Raw genomic sequence first — 18,522 nt, 5'->3', positions numbered from 1 at the left:
GTTAACGTGTTTACGACTTATAAATCAATTTCAACGCAGCCGTTAACCTTGCTTGCTCTCGATTGGCATACAATGATTTGGGTTTCTCGCTCTTTCTGAGACAGAACAAAGTCGCGGTGCTCGACGTCTCCGGCGATTAACCCACATTTGCAAACACCGCACAAACCATCGGAGCATTTAACATCCACATGAATGCCTGCTTCTAGTAGGGCGTCGCTTGCGGATTGATCTGCACTGACAGGAATTTCACGACCTGATTTAGAAAGGCGGAGTAAAAACGGGTGGTTTTCGTAATCGGGTTGTTCGGGAACAGCAAAGTATTCGAGGTGGCGCTTTTCTTCTGGGAACCCCCCGGCCTTGGCGGCGTTCATAACACTTTCCATATAGGCGCCTGGCCCGCAGGTGTAGACATGTGCGTTGTCACGATAACTTAGGAGTGCGGTTAAGTCGGCGCGTGTGCCTTCATCGGAAAAATGAAAATGGACTCGATCCGCCCAAGGCACCAAAGCGAGATCTTCCAAGAACCCGGCGCCTGTACGTGACGAACAACTATAGTGCAGGGCAAAGTCCCGTCCAAGCGCGTGCAAGCGATGCGCCATAGCGATCATCGGTGTTACGCCAATGCCGCCGCCCATCAAAAAACTGAAATCGGCGTCTTCATACAATGGAAAATGGTTGATCGGTTTGGAGACAAAGACTTTGCGCCCTTCGCTAAAGATACGGTGCATGAGTTTTGAACCGCCGCGCCCCTGATCTTCGCGTAAAACTGCGATTTGGTATTTCGAGGTATCGGCTGGGTCGCCTGACAACGAATATTGGCGAAAGAACTCTGGCGCGACAACAACGTCAATATGCGCGCCGGCCGTCGCGGGTGGTAGGGGTGACCCATCAGCATTTGAAAACTCGAATTTGGTGACGCCATCCGACATTGTTTCGGCTTTGGTTACGAGAAGGCGCATTACAGGAGCTTCGGTTGTATCAGCGGTATATACGTGCTCTGGGGCTAAGCCGCTTGAACGTCTTTGTTGGTGTTCTTCTGCTGAAATCAGATTCTGATATGCAGTGATCCCGGCCTCTCGGTCCATTGGGAATGGCCAAGCATAAGGCGGGGGGGCCAAAGGTGCGGGATAAACGGCTAGAGTTTGGTCCTCGTATTTTAGATCAAGGTCCTTTTGAAGCGCGCGTGTGTTGGCAGGGTTTTGTGCGGGGCGATAGGCACCGTCATCTATCATCTCAAGATCCCACCACCATTTTTTGGCAGGGTTGATTTCCCCATTTCCAGCAAAATCATCCAACTTCGCAAGCGCCTTGGCAGTTTGTGGGAAATTCATGGCGGCCCAACGGAAGGGAGCCTCCGCAAAGAGGCCTTCAAGATTCCATGGGCAGGTCTTCATGCAGCGCCCACACATAGCACCGTTTTTTTGGCCAACACGGTATGTTGTACATTTTTGGCTGTCGCTTTTCCAGATTTCATAACCATTGAACATAAGCTTTGGGCCCGCTGTAATAGCCCCAGAAGGGCATTCACGGGCGCATTTGTTGCAGGCTTCGCAGAATTTTTGCAGACCAAAATCGATGGGTTTGTCGTGAGTGACGGGCATGTTTGTGGTGACTACACCGGATTTCAGGCGTGGGCCTAAAAACGGGTTTAGAATGACTTCGCCAATACGGCTGACTTCACCCAACCCAGACAAGAGTAAAAGGGGAGGGTGCAGAACCTCGTCATCCATGACTGAATGGACGCGGGCCGTATAGCCTAAACGTCGCAGGTGTTCGGCAAGGACACCACCAAGTAAGGAAAACCGGAGATAGGCCCGCATAGATTGCGCACAAGCGATCCAATCATCACCAGATGCGCCTTCCATTGTTTCGTGGCCTTGGTCAACGACCATCGAAATTGCGTTTTCATGATAGGGGGTGATTTCATCGCCGGCCGCATCATGGCTGTAGTAAGCCCAGTCAGGGCAGGCGGATAGACCAACAGCATCTACACCCAGCCAATAAAGCGCGCCTTTAATGTTGTTGGCATTTTGTTGGGGATCACCGGTCGAAGGATGAACAGAGGCTGCATCACCGTCTTGCAAAAGAACCAAGGCAGCAAGTGAGGGGCGAAATGCAAAGGCAGACGCAGATTTGCGCATGAAATTGCCATTCTTGGTCGCTTCTTGGTTGGCTTTTCCCATGTCACCAAACAAAGAGCGCGCAAACATATTGGCCCGCTTTGGTACGCGGGCGACGTTCGGGCGGTCAATGTAGGTCGTCGGGTTTTCCACGCGTTTTAGGGTTTCAAAGGGGTGTGCCCCATCCATAAATCGCCGATCTTTAAAGGGGTCCCGGTTTTTTGCAGATTTGGCTGATCTCCCGAGACCTTGCATATAACGCATGTCGGGGGATTGGTCTGCAGAAATTGGGGCATCTGGGGCAAAGGGTAAGGTAGTTGTGACAACCGCAAGCCCATAGTCCGCGCCAACAAACGGATTTGTCGCTTTGCCATCTTTGATAGCCGCGAGGCCAGAGTTCACCGCAAGTTTGTTCAAATGCACATCGCTTTCGGCCATGGAATGCGCGCGCGCGTCATACCCTAATGATCGAATATAACTTGCGAGTGTGACAGCCGTTTCCATACCCCGTAGGCACGCGCGCTGGGCTTGTGCATCGTTGATCCAGTCGGTTCCGGCCTCTGCTGCTTTGGGTTCGCGGATGTGGTCGTAGAGAAAAACCAACGCGTGCGTATGGTGCGCGCAAGCCTCATTCGGGGTGCGCATTGCTTCTTTCAGACTAGCCATCACGACATCAATACCCGCCGCCAGAGATTTGGGCTGCATGGTTTCAATTTTCTGCGCGAGGCGGTCCACGTCTGGGTTGGTCGTTGGGTTTGAAAGCCAAGCTTCGTTGGGGATTTCACATGCTCCGACCATGGACGCATCGCAAAAGTATCCGAATGATTTTAGATGCTGCGTCCGTTCAAATTTATCGTCGGGGATTTCGGCTCGTTCACGTTTTACAAGGCCTTCGCGTGTTGCGTCCAACATGGCCTGATATTCTTGCATCGCGTTGACAATCGATAATGGATCTTCGGGGCGACGAAAGGAAAGACCTGCCTGCGAAGGGAGTCCTTCTAAAACCACCTCTCCAGAGGCGCGCTTGAGCGTTTCCAATGGGAACGGGCCAAGGTGAACCGGACGGTTCCGGTAAGAGAATAGTTTTCCCATGAGAAGCCTCAAGAATTAGAGTGATTTAAGGGTGCTGTCTTCGTTTTGCCGAAGTTTCGAAAGAATGCGCCGCAACTCTTGGCTTTCCGCGTCAGTGAGTTTTGCTTCAAAATGCTTGGCATTTTTATGGGCGTGGCTCGAACCCTCGGCCACACGGCTATGGCCTTCAGTTGTCGCTATGACCTGTGTTGTGCGCTTGTCACCTTCGCCAACGCGACGGGCAATAAGACCATCTGCTTCCATTTGGCGAAGGGCGCGCGATGTCGCCGTGCGATCAATTCCAACAAATTCGGCTATTTCTGAAGGCCGCGACAGGTTTTCGCCTGTCACCGCAAGCAGAATGCACCACGTCAATCGGGTCAGGCCGATTTTGCGAATTTCATCTTCAAAGCCGCGCTCTTGAAAGCGGGCTGTCAAGCTGAGTTGGTAGCCTAAGGCATCATGGAGGCGGTAGGTGTTTTTGCGCGTCATGATTAACATTGTCAATTAAATTGCGAGCGCTGTCAATCCAATTACATATTTAGCCCTTGTGCCTTTGGCAGAGTGGTGGCCTATTACGTGTGATTTCTGAGATTGAGGCATGAAATGACGGATATTCGCGGTTTGTTGTTCGATAAAGACGGCACTTTGTTTAAGTTCGCTGAAACCTGGAGCACATGGGCGGCTCAGTTCCTTAGGGGGCTCGCTGATGGTGATACTGAAAAGGCGCAGAAACTGGGCGATCTTATCGGCTATGACTATGCAAATTTGGTGTTTGACCGCTCGAGCGTTGTCATCGCAGGAACACCGGGCGAAATTGCCGATGCGCTTTTACCGGCGTTACCTGAGCTTAGCAAAGAAGAGTTGGTGCAACGGATGAATTCCGTTGCAGAAACAGCGCCAGTGACAGAGGCAACACCGCTAAAGCCGTTATTACGCAATTTCAAAACCCGCGGTTTAAAGGTGGGTGTTGCAACGAATGATGCGGAGGCCCCTGCGCGCGCGAACCTAGCGTCAGTGGATATTACTGATCAGTTTGATTTTATCGCTGGTTTTGACAGCGGATATGGCGGGAAGCCCGAAATCGGGCAGATGCTTGCCTTTGCTGGACAAATGGATTTGGCGCCCTCTCAGATCGCAATGGTCGGTGATAGTGCGCATGATTTGATTGCTGGGCGGACTGCTGGAATGGCGACAATTGCGGTTTTGACGGGGATGGCGACCGAAGATGAGCTGGCACCACTCGCGGATGTGGTTTTGCCGGATATAGGACATATTCCGGCGTGGTTGGATCGTGTTTCCGGGGTTTAAACTCGGTGTGAAATCCAAAAGCGACAAACTTTGTCGTAAACTGAATGACGGCTGTGGGTGCTCTTTGCTTTGTTGAGTGGGCAAACAAGGAGATTTCCCATGGCTGATACCCCTCGAAAAAAGCGCTCAGGTGGACGCGCAGGTAATAAGCGCGGCGGGAGCGGTGCGATCGAGCAAATGCCATGGCGGATTCCGGTAAATTCGGATCGTCCGACAGAACCACTGTATGAAGAAGGTGTATTGGCGATTCATGATGGTGCAATGCGCATCCTCGAAGAAATCGGTATAGAAATCCTTCATGACGAAGCCCTCGAACATTTTCGTGAGATGGGGTGCATTATCAATGGCAGCAATGTGCGCATGGGGCGTGATATCGTCATGGAAATGGTCGCTAAGGCCCCGAGCGAGTTTACCATAACGCCGAGAAACCCCGATCGCGAGGTCACCATCGGCGGCGATAAAATGGTGTTCGTCAATGTTTCGTCTCCGCCCAACTATTGGGATATGGAGGTAGGAAAAACACCGGGAACACGTGAGCAATGCGCCAATCTTCTAAAGCTTACACAGTACTTCAACTGTATCCACATCGCAGGGGGCTACCCTGTTGAACCTGTGGATGTGCACGCATCTGTGCGCCACTTGGATGTACTCTTTGACAAGCTTACCTTGACCGACAAAGTGGCTCATGCCTATTCGTTGGGCAAAGAACGCGTCGAAGATGTCATGGAAATGGTGCGTATTTCGTGTGGTCTGACACATGAAGAATTCCAAGCTAAGCCACGCATGTACACAAATATCAATTCTACTTCGCCGTTGAAGCATGATGATTTGATGCTTGATGGATATATGCGGTGTGTCCGCGCAGGACAGGCGACGGTTGTGACACCCTTCACACTGGCCGGGGCGATGGCCCCTGTGACGATGGCTGGGGCTGTTGCGCAGTCGCTCGCAGAAGGGTTGATCGCAATTGTGCTGGCGCAACATATTCGCCCCGGTGCGCCTTGTGTCATTGGGACGTTCACCTCAAACGTGGATATGAAATCGGGTGCACCTGCGTTCGGGACACCGGAATATATTCGCTCGACACAGATGACGGGGCAATTAGCACGATTTTATGGTTTGCCTCTGCGGTCATCAGGCGTTTGTGCGGCGAATGTTCCAGATGGTCAGGCGATGTGGGAAACATCCAATTCTCTTTGGGCCTCTGTTCAATCGCGCACCAATATGGTGTACCACGCTGCAGGTTGGCTAGAGGGTGGTCTGATCGCGAGTCCCGAAAAGTTCATTATGGACTGTGAAATGCTTCAGCAAATTCAGCGCTACTTTGAACCTGCTGTTTGTGCGACAACACCTGATGACATCGCGGTCGAAGCGGTACGTAGTGTTGGCAACGATGGACACTTCTTTGGCATTCAACACACCCAAGATCGCTATGAAACGGCGTTCTATCAGCCATTTCTTTCGGATTGGCGAAATTATGAAGGTTGGGATCTGTCAGGTGGGTATTGGACCGCTGAACGTGCGCATCGGATGTTCAAATCAATCGTCAATGAATTTGAAGCTCCACCAATGGATATTGCTATTCGCGAAGAATTGCAGGCATTTGTTGATCGCCGTAAATCTGAGGGCGGTGCGCCGACAGATTTCTAAACCGTTGGTTTAGAAGGCAGGCATTCCAGACTCGTAACTCCGCCCACAATTGCATAAATTGGGGGCGGACAAACAGCGAGTGATCCATGGAAGCCGAAACGAATCCGACACAAATGCGAATGAGCCTTGCCCTTATTGGGGCTTTGGCTGGCGTAAGCTTTTGGTATCTGGGGGAATTGTTTTCTTCGGAAATTGAAGAAACACGATGGTTGCTGTTTGCCTCTGCCGGCGCCTTTGGTTTTTTCTCGACATTTCTTGCCCTGATCGGTCCTTTGACGCTGCGTGTGTCTGCAGGTGCTGCGTTGATGCTAGGTTTGATCGCTGCGTCGTTGCTGACGTTGGCTAGTTTTCGATTTCCTGAAGTGTGGTCTATTACGATCTACGGCCATGAAATTATTTCATATTTCATGGTTTTGTTTCTTAGTTTGCCCTTTGTTATCGCACAGATGACGTCTGAGTCGAAATGGCGGGACTACGAAGCGCTCTTTGATCAATCGTGGACAATCGTGGTGCGTTACGCTGCTGCATTTCTTTTTGTGGGGGTGTCTTGGCTCATTGTTTATTTTTGCGATGCGTTGCTAAGTGTTGTGGGTATCCCTTACATCGGTGATATTCTTGAGGTCGATTTTGTACCGTTCGTGTTTACCGGAGTGGCTCTTGGGGCTGCGGTCGCTGTAGTGAACGAACTTTCCGATTATGTTTCTGCTTTCTTAATCATACGATTGTTTCGCCTTATTTTGCCCGTGTTCACGTTGGTGGTCATCGTTTTCATCGTTGCGCTTCCGATTCGCGGAGTAGGGCATTTGTTTGGGGATTTGTCGCCAGCTGCAACGCTTATGTCTATAGCCGCATTGGTGATGCTGTTTGTGTCTTCGGCGGTTGATCGTGATGATGAGTGTGCCGTCAAAACCCCTTTGATGTCTGTGGCAACGCGGTTGCTGGCCTTGACGTTGCCTGTTTTGTCAGGTGTCGCACTTTATTCGATTTGGGTACGTGTTATTGAATATGGGTGGACGCCAGATCGCGTGGACGCTGCTGTTGTCGGTGTTTTGTTTCTCGCATATGGCTTCAGCTATCTAGTGCCTATAGTACGCGTTCGAAATGATTGGATGAGCCGTATTCGACGCGCCAATGTTTTTTTAGCACTCGGGGGTATAGCGATAGCAATGTTATCACTTACGCCAGTGTTAAATCCAAAGCAGATTTCAACTTCTAGCCAGGTGTCGCGTTATGCAACTGGATACGCCACGGCGGCAGAATTGGACCTTTGGGCGATGAAGCACGAGTGGGGGATCGCCGGACAGGATGCATTGGTGCAGCTACGGGGAATGGCTGAAAATGATCCAAATCTGGCCACCCAATTGGAGCGTCTGGATTTATCTCGCAGCCGCTATGCATTTGAAACGAATTCAACCGATGCACTGCCCGCTCAAGGGTGGGCGCAAGTGAGGGACGTTCTTCCTGTTGTGCCAACATCATCTAGTTTGCCACAGCAAATAGGCTTTTCGCAATCCGCATCAATTTGGGAACAGGTGTTGGAAGGATGCGCTATTCTGACCTCGGAAGGACATCCGGCGTGCGTGGCGATTTCTGTTGAATTGTTAGAGGGGAATTCAGCAGAAGAGATCATCGTTCTCTTCGCAAACGGGGTTGATGAGGTGCAAGTGATAGGATTGCGCCCGGATCGTTTGAACGCGAGGCAATATGATTTGCAGATCGATCCTACGGCAATGTTGGGGCAGGCATTAAGTCAAATGCCTATCGCAGTTATTGATCGTGTTCATGGGGGCGAATTCAGTATTGAGCCTTCTGGCGCAAATATTCTGAGGTTGGAAAGTAATTCAATATTTATTCAACCGTAGAAGCATAAGCGGCTTGTTAAGGGCTGTTGTATAATCTTCCGATAAACCAATAAGGAAGTGAAAATGCATGGTCTGATCAACCGCTCGATCCAATGTTTTATTACGGACACCTATGGCGCCGAGTTGTGGGAAAAAATCACAAAGGATGCTGGCTTCGAGCAATCGTCGTTTGAGGCAATGTTGAGCTATCCTGACAAGGATACCTTTACCTTACTTGACGCGAGCGCTCTGAATTTGCGTAAAGAACGCTCTGATGTGCTCGAAGACCTCGGGACATATTTGGTCTCCCATAAAACGACATCTGCGGTGCGGAGGCTGCTTCGGTTTTCAGGGGTGGATTTTACAGATTTCCTCCATTCGCTAGATGATCTTCCTGATTGGGTGGAACTTGCTGTTCCTGATTTAGTGATTCCGAGTCTTGAGTTGAAAAATCATGGCCCTGGGCGGTTTAGCCTGTACTGCGGCTGGAAATATGAAGGCGGAGGGCACGTAATGGTTGGCGTTTTACGGGGAATGGCCGATGAATACGGAGCTTTGGTGTTTCTCGAACATCAAGGAACGCAGCAAGGGCGTGAAATCATTGGAATTGATGTTGCAGAGGCAAGTTTCGCTGAAGGGCGCGATTTCTCCCTTTCAGAAAGAAGCGGTACATAACCATGACAAACTTTGGATTGACCGAAGACACGCTGGCATATTTGATGCCGATGCACATTTTGATAAACGAAACCGGGCACATTAGTCAGGCGGGACCAACCATTGCGAAAATGTTTGAAGGGCAGGCATTGCTCGGCAAACGTTTTTTGGAATTGTTCGAGTTGCGTAGACCTAGCGCTATTCATTCAATTCGCGACTTAAGAGATTTAAGCGGATCAAAGATCCAGATCCGGACGCGCTGCAAACGTAGGGCAGGGCTGAAAGGTGCGATCGCCTCGTGGGGGGATGGCAAAAGTGTTTTGCTGAATCTGTCATTTGGTATCGGCGTGTTAGACGCTGTGACGGAATACAACTTAAGCAATGCGGATTTTGCCCCAACCGATTTAACAGTCGAAATGCTGTATCTGGTCGAAGCAAAGGCGGCTGTTATGTATGAGCTCAAAAAATTGAACTCAAAGTTGCAAGGAGACAAATGCGCAGCAGAGGAAACGGCCAATACCGATACGCTGACAGGGCTTAGCAATCGACGGGCGCTTGACCGTGTTTTGGCGCGTTACACGGCGCAAAATGAAAGTTTTGGCTTGATGCATCTCGATTTGGATTATTTCAAATCTGTGAATGATAATTTGGGGCATGCAGCAGGTGATTTTGTTTTGCAAAGCGTCGCTTCTATCCTAAGAAAAGAAACCAGATCTAGCGATACCGTTGTGCGCTCTGGTGGCGATGAGTTTATCATTGTTTTCTTGGGGTTAACGGATGTTGATATTCTAAATAATATTGCTCTGCGTATTATTGCAAAACTCGAGGCTCCAATGTTGTTTGAGGGGCAAACGTGCCGTATTTCTGCGAGTGTCGGTACAACGACATCGGATTTTTACAGCGTTATTGATATTGAAAAAATGCAGGCCGATGCTGACAAAGCCCTATATGCTTCAAAACATAAAGGACGCGCATGTGCGACTGTGTACTCTCAAGATTTACAAATGAGAGCGAACTAATTTTTGCGCTGATAGGCTCGTCAAATATATGTCGCCTCTTGAAGCTCACGGGACACAGCACTAAGACTCTCTTAGGTATCCCGCATTATTATGAAATGCGTTAGCAGCAGGCAGGCGAATATGAACGATCCTTATGAGACATATATGAATACCCTGGTTCCAATGGTGGTTGAGCAAACCGCACGCGGAGAGCGGGCCTACGATATTTTTTCACGCCTTTTGAAAGAACGTATTATCTTTCTTTCAGGGCCAGTGCATGACGGCATGTCATCTTTGATCGTGGCGCAGCTATTGCACCTCGAAGCGGAAAATCCTTCCAAAGAAATTTCTATGTATATCAATTCCCCGGGCGGAGTTGTGACCTCAGGTTTGTCCATCTACGACACCATGCAATATATCAAACCAAAGGTTTCTACTTTGGTAATCGGCCAAGCAGCCTCGATGGGGTCGTTGCTTTTGGCAGCCGGCGAAAAGGGGATGCGTTATTCATTGCCCAATTCTCGTGTGATGGTGCACCAGCCGTCTGGAGGGTATCAAGGACAAGCGACAGATATTATGATTCACGCTCAGGAGACCCAAAAACTAAAAGATCGGTTAAATGGAATCTACGTGAAGCACACCGGTCAAAAGATGGAATCTGTAGTTGATGCATTAGAACGCGATAACTTTATGTCGGCGGAAGATGCTAAAGATTGGGGTCTCATCGACGAAATCGTTGAAAACCGTGCCAAGGGTGATGAATAATCTCTCGCGGCTCTGTGACACAATGATACGATTTTGACATTGTAGAGACTGTTTGGCTGCCGTAGTGTCCATGTGACGGGCAGCCAAATGCCGGGAACCGGCAATTAGATGTGGCCTAGGCCCTTAGAGGAAAGTAATGGCGAATAACTCTAGCAGCGATAGTAAAAACACCCTCTACTGTTCTTTCTGTGGAAAGAGCCAGCATGAGGTTCGCAAACTTATTGCTGGACCGACGGTGTTTATCTGCGATGAATGCGTAGAACTTTGTATGGATATCATCCGCGAAGAGACAAAATCCGCTGGCCTTAAGTCTTCTGAAGGTGTGCCAACACCTAAAGAAATTTGCGAAGTTCTGGATGATTATGTGATCGGGCAAGCACACGCAAAACGCGTGTTGTCCGTTGCGATGCATAACCATTATAAACGCCTAAATCACACTGCAAATAGCAGTGATGAGATAGAGTTGGCGAAGTCAAATATTCTTTTGATTGGCCCAACCGGGTGCGGTAAAACTCTTTTGGCTCAAACGCTTGCGCGTATTTTGGATGTGCCGTTTACCATGGCCGATGCGACCTCTTTGACAGAGGCAGGATATGTTGGTGAAGATGTTGAGAATATTATTCTTAAACTTCTGCAGGCTTCTGAATACAACGTGGAACGTGCGCAGCGCGGAATTGTTTATATTGACGAAGTCGATAAAATTACGCGCAAGTCTGACAATCCGTCTATTACCCGTGATGTGTCTGGTGAAGGTGTGCAGCAGGCCCTGTTGAAAATCATGGAAGGCACCGTTGCATCTGTTCCGCCACAAGGTGGGCGTAAGCATCCGCAACAGGAATTTCTGCAGGTTGATACGACAAACATCCTGTTCATCTGTGGCGGTGCATTTGCTGGTTTGGAAAAGATCATTTCGCAGCGCGGCAAAGGGTCTGCGATGGGATTTGGCGCGGACGTTAAAGAAAACGACACACGCGGTGTTGGTGAGATGTTCATGGAGTTGGAGCCAGAAGATCTTCTAAAATTCGGCCTGATTCCTGAATTTGTAGGACGTTTGCCTGTTATCGCGACATTGCAGGACCTCGACGAGGACGCTTTGGTGACGATTTTGACGCAGCCGAAAAATGCTTTGGTGAAGCAATATCAACGCCTGTTTGAGATTGAAGAAGCAAAATTGATCTTTACAGATGATGCACTTCAAGCCATTGCCAAACGTGCTATTGATCGCAAAACCGGCGCTCGTGGTCTGCGCTCTATCATGGAAGATATTCTTCTTGATACGATGTTTGATCTGCCGGGCATGGAGGGCGTGAGTGAAGTCGTCGTCAATGAGGAAGCGGTAAATTCAGATGCAGCGCCTCTTTTGGTGCATGCGGACAGCACGGAAGAATCTGCTTCAGCAGGTTAATAGACATGAAGTAGGGGGCGGTTCTGCCCCCTGTTTCGTTATAAATGTCACTGGAAACTTGGCGCTCGGTGCAGTACACCGATGCTAGCTTTATAATTACTAGGACGATGAAATGCGTTTTATTCTGTCTCTTCTCACATGGTGGCACGGCCAAAGTGTAGGAACACGTTTGTTTACATGGCGTTACGGCGTGAAAGTGGGCGAAGACGAGCAGGGAAATGTTTTTTTCGAATCTCGTGATGGAAAACGTCGGTGGGTCCATTTTGATGGAGAACCTGAAGCGTCTCGGGTATCTCCAGATTGGCATGGCTGGCTACACCACACTTATAAAGAGGCTCCAACAAAAAAACCGTTGGTGCACAAAGCGTGGGAAAAAGAACATCAGGAAAACCTGACCGGAACAGCAATGGCGTATGCACCGGCCGGATCATTGCGTCAGTCTACGCCGCAAGAGCGTAGCGATTACGAAGCATGGCAGCCTGAATAATGGCTGAGAATACCACTGAAGTGCTCGTAGGCGGCTGTGTTTTAGCGGCTGCAGCCGGTTTCTTGTTTTATGCAGGGCAAATCACGGGATATTCCAGTGCGACTGAAGCCTACACACTGAACGCGAGTTTTCGTTCTGTTGAAGGGGTTTCCGTTGGTACAGATATTCGCATGGCTGGCGTGAAAATTGGAACAGTTGTTGATCTGGCTCTTAATCAGGAAACGTTTCGGGCTGATGCTGTGTTCGCGGTTGTGGACGGTGTGACTGTTCCTGACGATAGTTCGGCTGAAATCGCTTCCGAAGGACTATTGGGCGGAAATTATGTCGATATCGTTCCTGGTGGATCCCCGTTTAACTTTGACCCAGGGGCGACAATTGTCGACACCCAAGGGGCTGTTAGTCTCGTGACATTGCTGGCGAAATTTGCCGCTGGATCAGGCTCTGACGAATGATCCGCACCGCATTTGTAATTCTGTTGGCGTGGACAGGTGTAGCAACGGCGCAGGATGCTGTTGCTGTCACCGACGCAAATGGTGCAGTGCTGCGCAGCCTTGATAAGGTAAATGGTGCAACTGCGGATTACGCTCTGAATTCAATGCAATCAGCGACAATTGGCAGTTTGCTGGTGACGCTGGAATCCTGCCGTTATCCGACGGCAAACCCATCCGGCGACGCATTCGCAAAAATAGTGGTTCGGGATATTTCCGAAGGTCAGATTCTGTTTGATGGTTTGATGGTTGCGTCGTCGCCGGCGTTAAACGCGCTTGATCATCGTCGCTACGATGTCTGGGTGTTGCGCTGTATGACGCCAGAAGCAGACACCGATAACGGCTGACAAAAGAAGTCTGCGCTCTGTTGGATTGCCCGCTTCAGTAGTGATCTATACGCGTCCCTAGGGATTTCTAGACCGCCAAGAGATTGCAGATGCGGTGTTATGAATTGCGTATCTAGAAGGCTGAAACCTCCTGCGCGCAATCTATCCATCAAATAGGCCAGTGCAATTTTTGAAGCGTCCCTGCGTCTTGAAAACATGCTTTCGCCAAAGAATGCTCCATTTAACGCCACTCCGTACGCTCCACCGATGAGTTGTTCATCGCTCCAGATCTCAACCGAATGTGCAAAGCCCATTTCGTGTAAACTGTCGTATAGATCGAAAATTGTTGGGTTGATCCAAGTGTCTGTTCGATCTGCACATGCTGCCACGGTTTCGGCAAAGGCTGTATCTATCCGAACTTCGTAATCGTTGCGCTTAAGAGACTTTGCGAGGCTGCGCGAAATATGGAAGCCACTTAAGGGAAGGATGCCACGGAATTGTGGATCAACCCAGAAAACTTCGGGATCATCGCGTGATTCTGCCATTGGGAAGACACCTGCTGCATAAGCATTGAGCAGGATTTCAGGAGTTACCGCGCCCATTGAAGGGCGCGGATTAGTGTATCAAATTCGTTAACCAAGGTTGGTCTCAAGCCACTTTTCAAGCCAGTGGATATCATAATCCCCTGTGAGAACGTCTTTTTCCTGCAAAAGGGCGTGGAACAACGGCAGCGTCGTATCAACGCCGTCTACAATGAGCTCCCCCAATGCGCGGCTAAGCCGTGCGAGTGCCTCATCGCGGTCGCGACCATATACGATCAATTTGCCAATTAGGCTGTCGTAATAGGGCGGGATGGAGTAGCCAGTATAAAGGGCTGAATCCATACGCACACCTAGACCACCAGGCGCATGGTATGCGGTGATCTTACCGGGGCAAGGAGAGAAGTTAGGAAGCTTTTCAGCGTTGATCCGAACCTCAATAGAATGGCCTTGAACCTCAAGGTCGTCTTGAGCAAAGGACATTGGCAACCCTGCGGCAACACGAATTTGTTCGCGTACAAGGTCAACGCCAAAAATGGCTTCGGTTACTGGGTGTTCAACTTGAAGACGGGTATTCATTTCGATGAAATAAAATTCGTCGTTCTCGTACAGAAACTCGATAGTTCCGGCACCGATGTAGTTGATATTGGCAACCGCGTCGGCACAAACCTTACCAATTTTTGCACGCAATTCCGGTGTAATGCAGGGGCCGGGGGCCTCTTCAAACACTTTTTGGTGGCGACGTTGAAGAGAACAGTCGCGCTCTCCAAGGTGAACTGCGTTGCCTTTACCGTCGCCAAAGACTTGAATTTCGATATGACGTGGGGTGCCGAGGTATTTTTCAATATATACTTCGTCATTACCAAAGACGGATTTGCCTTCAGAGCGCGCAGTGCGGAAAGCGACTTCAAGCTCATCAGCGGATTTGGCAAGTTTCATGCCGCGCCCACCACCACCAGCAGTTGCTTTGATAATTACGGGGTACCCGATTTCATCTGCAACAGCTCGCGCTGTCTCATAGTCGGGCACACCACCGTCAGAGCCAGGTACGCAAGGAACGCCGAGACGTTTCATTGTGTCTTTTGCGGTGATTTTATCACCCATCATGCGGATGTGTTCCGCTGTTGGGCCAATGAACGTAATATCGTGATCTTCGACAATTTGGACGAAGTTCGCGTTTTCGCTGAGAAAGCCATATCCGGGGTGGATGGCTTGGGCACCTGTTACTTCACAGGCCGCAATCAATGATGACATTGAAAGGTAGCTGTCAGTCCCCGGAGGGGGGCCGATGCAAATAGCTTCGTCTGCCATGCGAACATGCATTGCGTCTGAATCGGCGGTTGAGTGTACCGCAACAGATTTAATGCCCATTTCGCGACAGGCGCGGATGACGCGTAAAGCGATTTCTCCACGGTTCGCGATGAGGATTTTATCAAACATCCCGCGCACCCTTATTCGATGATCATCAAAGGCGCGCCGTATTCGACTGCATCAGCATCCGCTACGAGAATCCGCTTTACGGTGCCAGATTTTGGCGCCGGAATGTGATTCATTGTTTTCATCGCTTCGATGATCATCAATGTATCACCTTCGCTGACCTGTTGACCAACGCTTACAAACGCAGCGGCGCCAGGTTCAGCGGATAGATACGCTGTGCCAACCATAGGGGACGGAACTGCGCCAGGGTGGCTCGCTGGGTCGTCACTTGCAGTTGGTACCGCGGCTGGCGCCGCTGAAGGGGCAATTGGCGCAGCTGCTGCAGCGACTGGGGCAGGTGCCGCAACAGCAGCGACAACATTGGTTGCTTTGCTCACGCGCACGTTCAGGCAATCATTTTCGCTGTATTCGCGCTTTACCTGTAATTCTGTCAGGTCATTTTCCTGAAGGAGTTCTGCCAATGCCTGAATAAAGGCAACGTCTGCATCATGTTTGTTTTTTGTCATACCGTCCTCGATCGGTTTTTTTACCCATTACGGCGGGCCTACCTAACTGACAGCGCTTATACGCTAGCAGAGTCAGGGAGAAAAGAGATTGTTACGTAGATTGTACCAGTGATTGTGACTGTCAACGGGCGCGAGTGGGGAATTTTTTTTCTAAATGGTCAGAATTGCTAAAAATTTACCATTTGATAAAAAAATTATCATGTGGCAGGCTGAACATGCATATCCAGCGGGGAGGCCAGATAATGCCAAATAATGAACGCACACCGGGTATCGAATCCGGTAGGCTTGCAGCCGAGCAATACGCGCAGAACTTTTCTGATCTGCACCCGGCTTATGAAACACATGAGGCCGCCGTCGCTGCGGACCGTTGTTATTTTTGCTACGATGCACCGTGTACAACAGCCTGTCCGACGGACATCGATATTCCGATGTTCATTCGTCAAATTCAGGCCGGTATGCCGAAAGAAGCTGCCAAAACCATATTTGAACAAAATATTCTTGGCGGCATGTGCGCTCGTGTGTGTCCCACAGAAACTCTATGCGAAGAAGCATGTGTCAGAGAAGCGGCTGAAGGCAAGCCCGTCGAAATCGGTCGTCTGCAACGCTATGCGACTGATGATTACATGCAAACGGATAAACATCCGTTTGTCCGGAGTGCGGATACGGGTAAATCTGTAGCGGTCGTTGGGGCGGGCCCCGCAGGGTTATCTTGCGCACATCGTTTGGCGATGAAGGGGCATTCGGTTGACTTGTTTGATGCGCGTGAAAAAAGCGGTGGCCTCAATGAATTTGGCATCGCGGCTTATAAATCTGTCAATAATTTTGCCGAACGCGAAGTGGCTTGGTTGCTGCAGATAGGCGGAATAACTCTGCACCACGGTAAAAAACTGGGTGAAACCCTGTCATTGGATACGCTTTCTGCGTCTCATGACGCGGTGTTTTTGGCTGTTGGATTGTCAGGTGTGAATGCTCTGCGTGCTGACGGCGAAGATAAAAACGGCGTTGCTGATGCAGTGGATTTCATTGCGGATCTTCGACAAGCAGATGATTTATCTACTCTGGCTGTTGGACGCAACGTCGTGGTCATTGGTGGCGGAATGACTGCGGTCGATGCTGCCGTGCAATCAAAGTTGCTAGGGGCGCAAAATGTTTCGATCGTATATCGGCGTGGGCGCGACCGTATGGGGGCATCTGAATTTGAACAGGATTTAGCTGCGTCCAAAGGTGTGCAGATCATAGAAAATGCTCAGCCAAAGCGGATTCTCGGGAACGGGGCCGCGCAATCAGTACAATTCGAGTACACTGAGGATAAAGGCTCGGGGCTGAAAGGCACCGGAGAGACCTTTGAGGTGCCAGCGGATCAAGTGTATAAAGCAATTGGTCAACAGTTAGGTGAAATGCCTGGCGGACTGAATGTCGAAAATGGAAAGATCGTCGTTTCGGAGGCGGGCCAAACCTCCATGCTGAACGTTTGGGCCGGGGGCGATTGCGCGTCTGGTGGTGACGACCTGACAGTGACCGCAGTGGCAGAGGGCCGCGATGCAGCTGAGTCCATTCATCAGAACTTAATGGGATAAGGAGAACCGATATGGCTGATCTTTCTGCAAATTTCGTCGGGATCAAATCCCCAAATCCGTTTTGGCTCGCTTCAGCGCCGCCCACCGACAAAGAATACAATGTACGCCGCGCCTTTGAGGCCGGGTGGGGTGGTGTTGTCTGGAAAACGCTGGGTGCCGAAGGCCCGCCGGTGGTCAATGTAAATGGCCCGCGATACGGCGCAATCTGGGGCGCTGATCGTCGATTGCTCGGGCTCAACAACATTGAATTGATTACAGATCGTCCGTTGCAGCAAAACCTGCAAGAAATCAAATCGGTCAAAAAGGACTACCCGGACCGCGCGATGATCGTGTCCCTGATGGTCCCCTGCGAAGAAGACGCATGGAAGGCAATCCTACCCGTGGTCGAAGAAACCGGTGCCGATGGTATTGAGCTTAACTTTGGATGCCCACACGGGATGGCTGAACGTGGGATGGGGGCCGCTGTTGGGCAGGTGCCTGAATACATTGAAATGGTCACACGCTGGTGTAAACAAAACACCCGCATGCCAGTTATCGTAAAGCTCACGCCAAATATCACTGACGTTCGCAAGCCCGCTGAGGCGGCGAAGCGGGGCGGAGCTGATGCTGTGAGTTTGATCAACACGATCAATTCAATTACTTCGGTCAACCTCGATGCAATGTCGCCGGAGCCAATGATTGACGGTAAGGGCACACATGGCGGCTACTGTGGTCCTGCGGTTAAACCCATCGCGTTGAATATGGTCGCGGAAATTGCACGTAACCCGGAAACACATGGGTTGCCGATTTCGGGAATTGGTGGCGTGACGACGTGGCGTGATGCAGCCGAGTACATCGCGCTTGGTTGTGGTAATACCCAAGTCTGCACAGCTGCGATGACCTATGGCTTTAAAATTGTGACGGAAATGGCGTCTGGACTGTCAGCGTGGATGGATGAAAAAGGCTACGCCACGCTTGAGGATTTCAAAGGAAAAGCCGTTCCAAATGTCACGGATTGGCAGTACCTCAATTTAAATCACATCACTAAGGCCCACATCGACGAAGAGGCCTGCATTCAATGCGGTCGGTGTTATGCAGCTTGTGAAGATACAAGTCACCAAGCCATTGAAATGTCAGATGATCGCGTGTTTTCCGTTAAGGATGATGAATGTGTCGCGTGCAATCTTTGTGTAAATGTGTGCCCCATTGACGATTGCATCACCATGGTCGAAATGGTGCCGGGCGAAACGGACCCCCGGACCAAAGAAATCGTAAGTGACCAATACGCGAACTGGACAACACACCCAAATAACCCTTCGGCTACAGCTGCCGAATAAACGGTTCCTAAGACTCCCGTTGTCTTTTGAC

Annotated in this window: 17 protein-coding genes; 12 read left to right on the top strand and 5 right to left on the bottom strand. The window is 50.2% G+C overall.

Translation table 11 applies throughout. From position 1 onward, the window contains the following. Positions 1-17: 17 nt before the first annotated feature. Positions 18-3,212 carry a 2Fe-2S iron-sulfur cluster-binding protein gene (locus G9C99_RS06560; RefSeq protein WP_166416650.1) on the bottom strand — a complete coding sequence of 1,065 codons (3,195 nt, stop codon included), beginning with the start codon at positions 3,210-3,212 and terminating at the stop codon, positions 18-20. A 15-nt stretch (positions 3,213-3,227) separates the two neighbouring features. After that, a complete protein-coding gene (locus G9C99_RS06555; RefSeq protein WP_166416649.1) occupies positions 3,228-3,683 on the bottom strand; it encodes a MarR family winged helix-turn-helix transcriptional regulator in 456 nt (151 codons plus the stop codon). 114 nt (positions 3,684-3,797) lie between these two features. On the opposite strand from G9C99_RS06555, the gene G9C99_RS06550 reads away from it, so the two are divergent. The 10 genes from G9C99_RS06550 to G9C99_RS06505 all read left to right on the top strand — a co-directional run bounded on the left by G9C99_RS06550 (position 3,798) and on the right by G9C99_RS06505 (position 13,137). Next, entirely contained in the window at positions 3,798-4,502 is a 705-nt protein-coding gene (locus tag G9C99_RS06550) for an HAD family hydrolase (RefSeq protein ID WP_166416648.1), read from the top strand. Positions 4,503-4,601: 99 nt separating this feature from the next. Further along, entirely contained in the window at positions 4,602-6,152 is a 1,551-nt protein-coding gene (locus tag G9C99_RS06545) for a trimethylamine methyltransferase family protein (RefSeq protein ID WP_166416647.1), read from the top strand. A gap of 86 nt (positions 6,153-6,238) precedes the next feature. Continuing rightward, on the top strand, positions 6,239-8,014 hold the full coding sequence (locus G9C99_RS06540) for a DUF4153 domain-containing protein (protein WP_166416646.1): 1,776 nt from the start codon (positions 6,239-6,241) through the stop codon (positions 8,012-8,014). A gap of 63 nt (positions 8,015-8,077) precedes the next feature. Next, positions 8,078-8,668 (top strand): heme NO-binding domain-containing protein, encoded by a 591-nt coding sequence (locus G9C99_RS06535; protein WP_166416645.1) that lies wholly within the window; start codon positions 8,078-8,080, stop codon positions 8,666-8,668. Positions 8,669-8,670: 2 nt separating this feature from the next. Beyond that, on the top strand, positions 8,671-9,666 hold the full coding sequence (locus G9C99_RS06530; RefSeq protein WP_166416644.1) for a diguanylate cyclase domain-containing protein: 996 nt from the start codon (positions 8,671-8,673) through the stop codon (positions 9,664-9,666). Positions 9,667-9,786: 120 nt separating this feature from the next. Next, a complete protein-coding gene (locus G9C99_RS06525) occupies positions 9,787-10,410 on the top strand; it encodes an ATP-dependent Clp protease proteolytic subunit (protein WP_166416643.1) in 624 nt (207 codons plus the stop codon). A gap of 136 nt (positions 10,411-10,546) precedes the next feature. Beyond that, positions 10,547-11,815: an ATP-dependent Clp protease ATP-binding subunit ClpX gene (gene clpX / locus G9C99_RS06520; protein WP_166416642.1), complete on the top strand. Its 1,269-nt coding sequence runs from the start codon at positions 10,547-10,549 to the stop codon at positions 11,813-11,815. 112 nt (positions 11,816-11,927) lie between these two features. Beyond that, positions 11,928-12,302, top strand: coding sequence for an NADH:ubiquinone oxidoreductase subunit NDUFA12 (locus G9C99_RS06515; RefSeq protein ID WP_166416641.1), 375 nt, complete (start codon positions 11,928-11,930; stop codon positions 12,300-12,302). Then, the gene (gene mlaD / locus G9C99_RS06510; protein WP_166416640.1) at positions 12,302-12,754 is read left to right on the top strand and encodes an outer membrane lipid asymmetry maintenance protein MlaD; all 453 of its coding nucleotides are present in this window, start codon (positions 12,302-12,304) and stop codon (positions 12,752-12,754) included. The genes G9C99_RS06515 and mlaD overlap by 1 nt, the downstream gene beginning before the upstream one ends. After that, a complete protein-coding gene (locus G9C99_RS06505) occupies positions 12,751-13,137 on the top strand; it encodes a DUF2155 domain-containing protein (RefSeq protein ID WP_166416639.1) in 387 nt (128 codons plus the stop codon). The genes mlaD and G9C99_RS06505 overlap by 4 nt, the downstream gene beginning before the upstream one ends. Here G9C99_RS06505 and aat read toward each other — a convergent pair. The 3 genes from aat to accB form a co-directional block, all read right to left on the bottom strand. Beyond that, positions 13,080-13,661, bottom strand: a complete 582-nt coding sequence (aat, locus tag G9C99_RS06500) for a leucyl/phenylalanyl-tRNA--protein transferase (RefSeq protein WP_407926005.1) — start codon at positions 13,659-13,661, stop codon at positions 13,080-13,082. The genes G9C99_RS06505 and aat overlap by 58 nt on opposite strands. Positions 13,662-13,748: 87 nt before the next feature. Further along, entirely contained in the window at positions 13,749-15,095 is a 1,347-nt protein-coding gene (accC, locus tag G9C99_RS06495; protein WP_166416637.1) for an acetyl-CoA carboxylase biotin carboxylase subunit, read from the bottom strand. A gap of 11 nt (positions 15,096-15,106) precedes the next feature. Beyond that, positions 15,107-15,598 (bottom strand): acetyl-CoA carboxylase biotin carboxyl carrier protein, encoded by a 492-nt coding sequence (gene accB / locus G9C99_RS06490; protein WP_166416636.1) that lies wholly within the window; start codon positions 15,596-15,598, stop codon positions 15,107-15,109. A 242-nt stretch (positions 15,599-15,840) separates the two neighbouring features. Between accB and G9C99_RS06485 the strand changes: the two genes are divergently transcribed. Next, on the top strand, positions 15,841-17,175 hold the full coding sequence (locus G9C99_RS06485) for an NAD(P)-dependent oxidoreductase (RefSeq protein WP_166416635.1): 1,335 nt from the start codon (positions 15,841-15,843) through the stop codon (positions 17,173-17,175). Positions 17,176-17,186: 11 nt separating this feature from the next. After that, entirely contained in the window at positions 17,187-18,491 is a 1,305-nt protein-coding gene (gene preA / locus G9C99_RS06480; RefSeq protein WP_166416634.1) for an NAD-dependent dihydropyrimidine dehydrogenase subunit PreA, read from the top strand. Positions 18,492-18,522 lie beyond the last annotated feature (31 nt).

Origin of the sequence: Cochlodiniinecator piscidefendens (assembly GCF_011326755.1) — a bacterium.
Taxonomy (GTDB): Bacteria; Pseudomonadota; Alphaproteobacteria; order Rhodobacterales; family Rhodobacteraceae; genus Cochlodiniinecator; species Cochlodiniinecator piscidefendens.
Note: the sequence above shows the minus strand (reverse complement) of the source record. Positions and strands in the feature narration are given on the sequence as shown.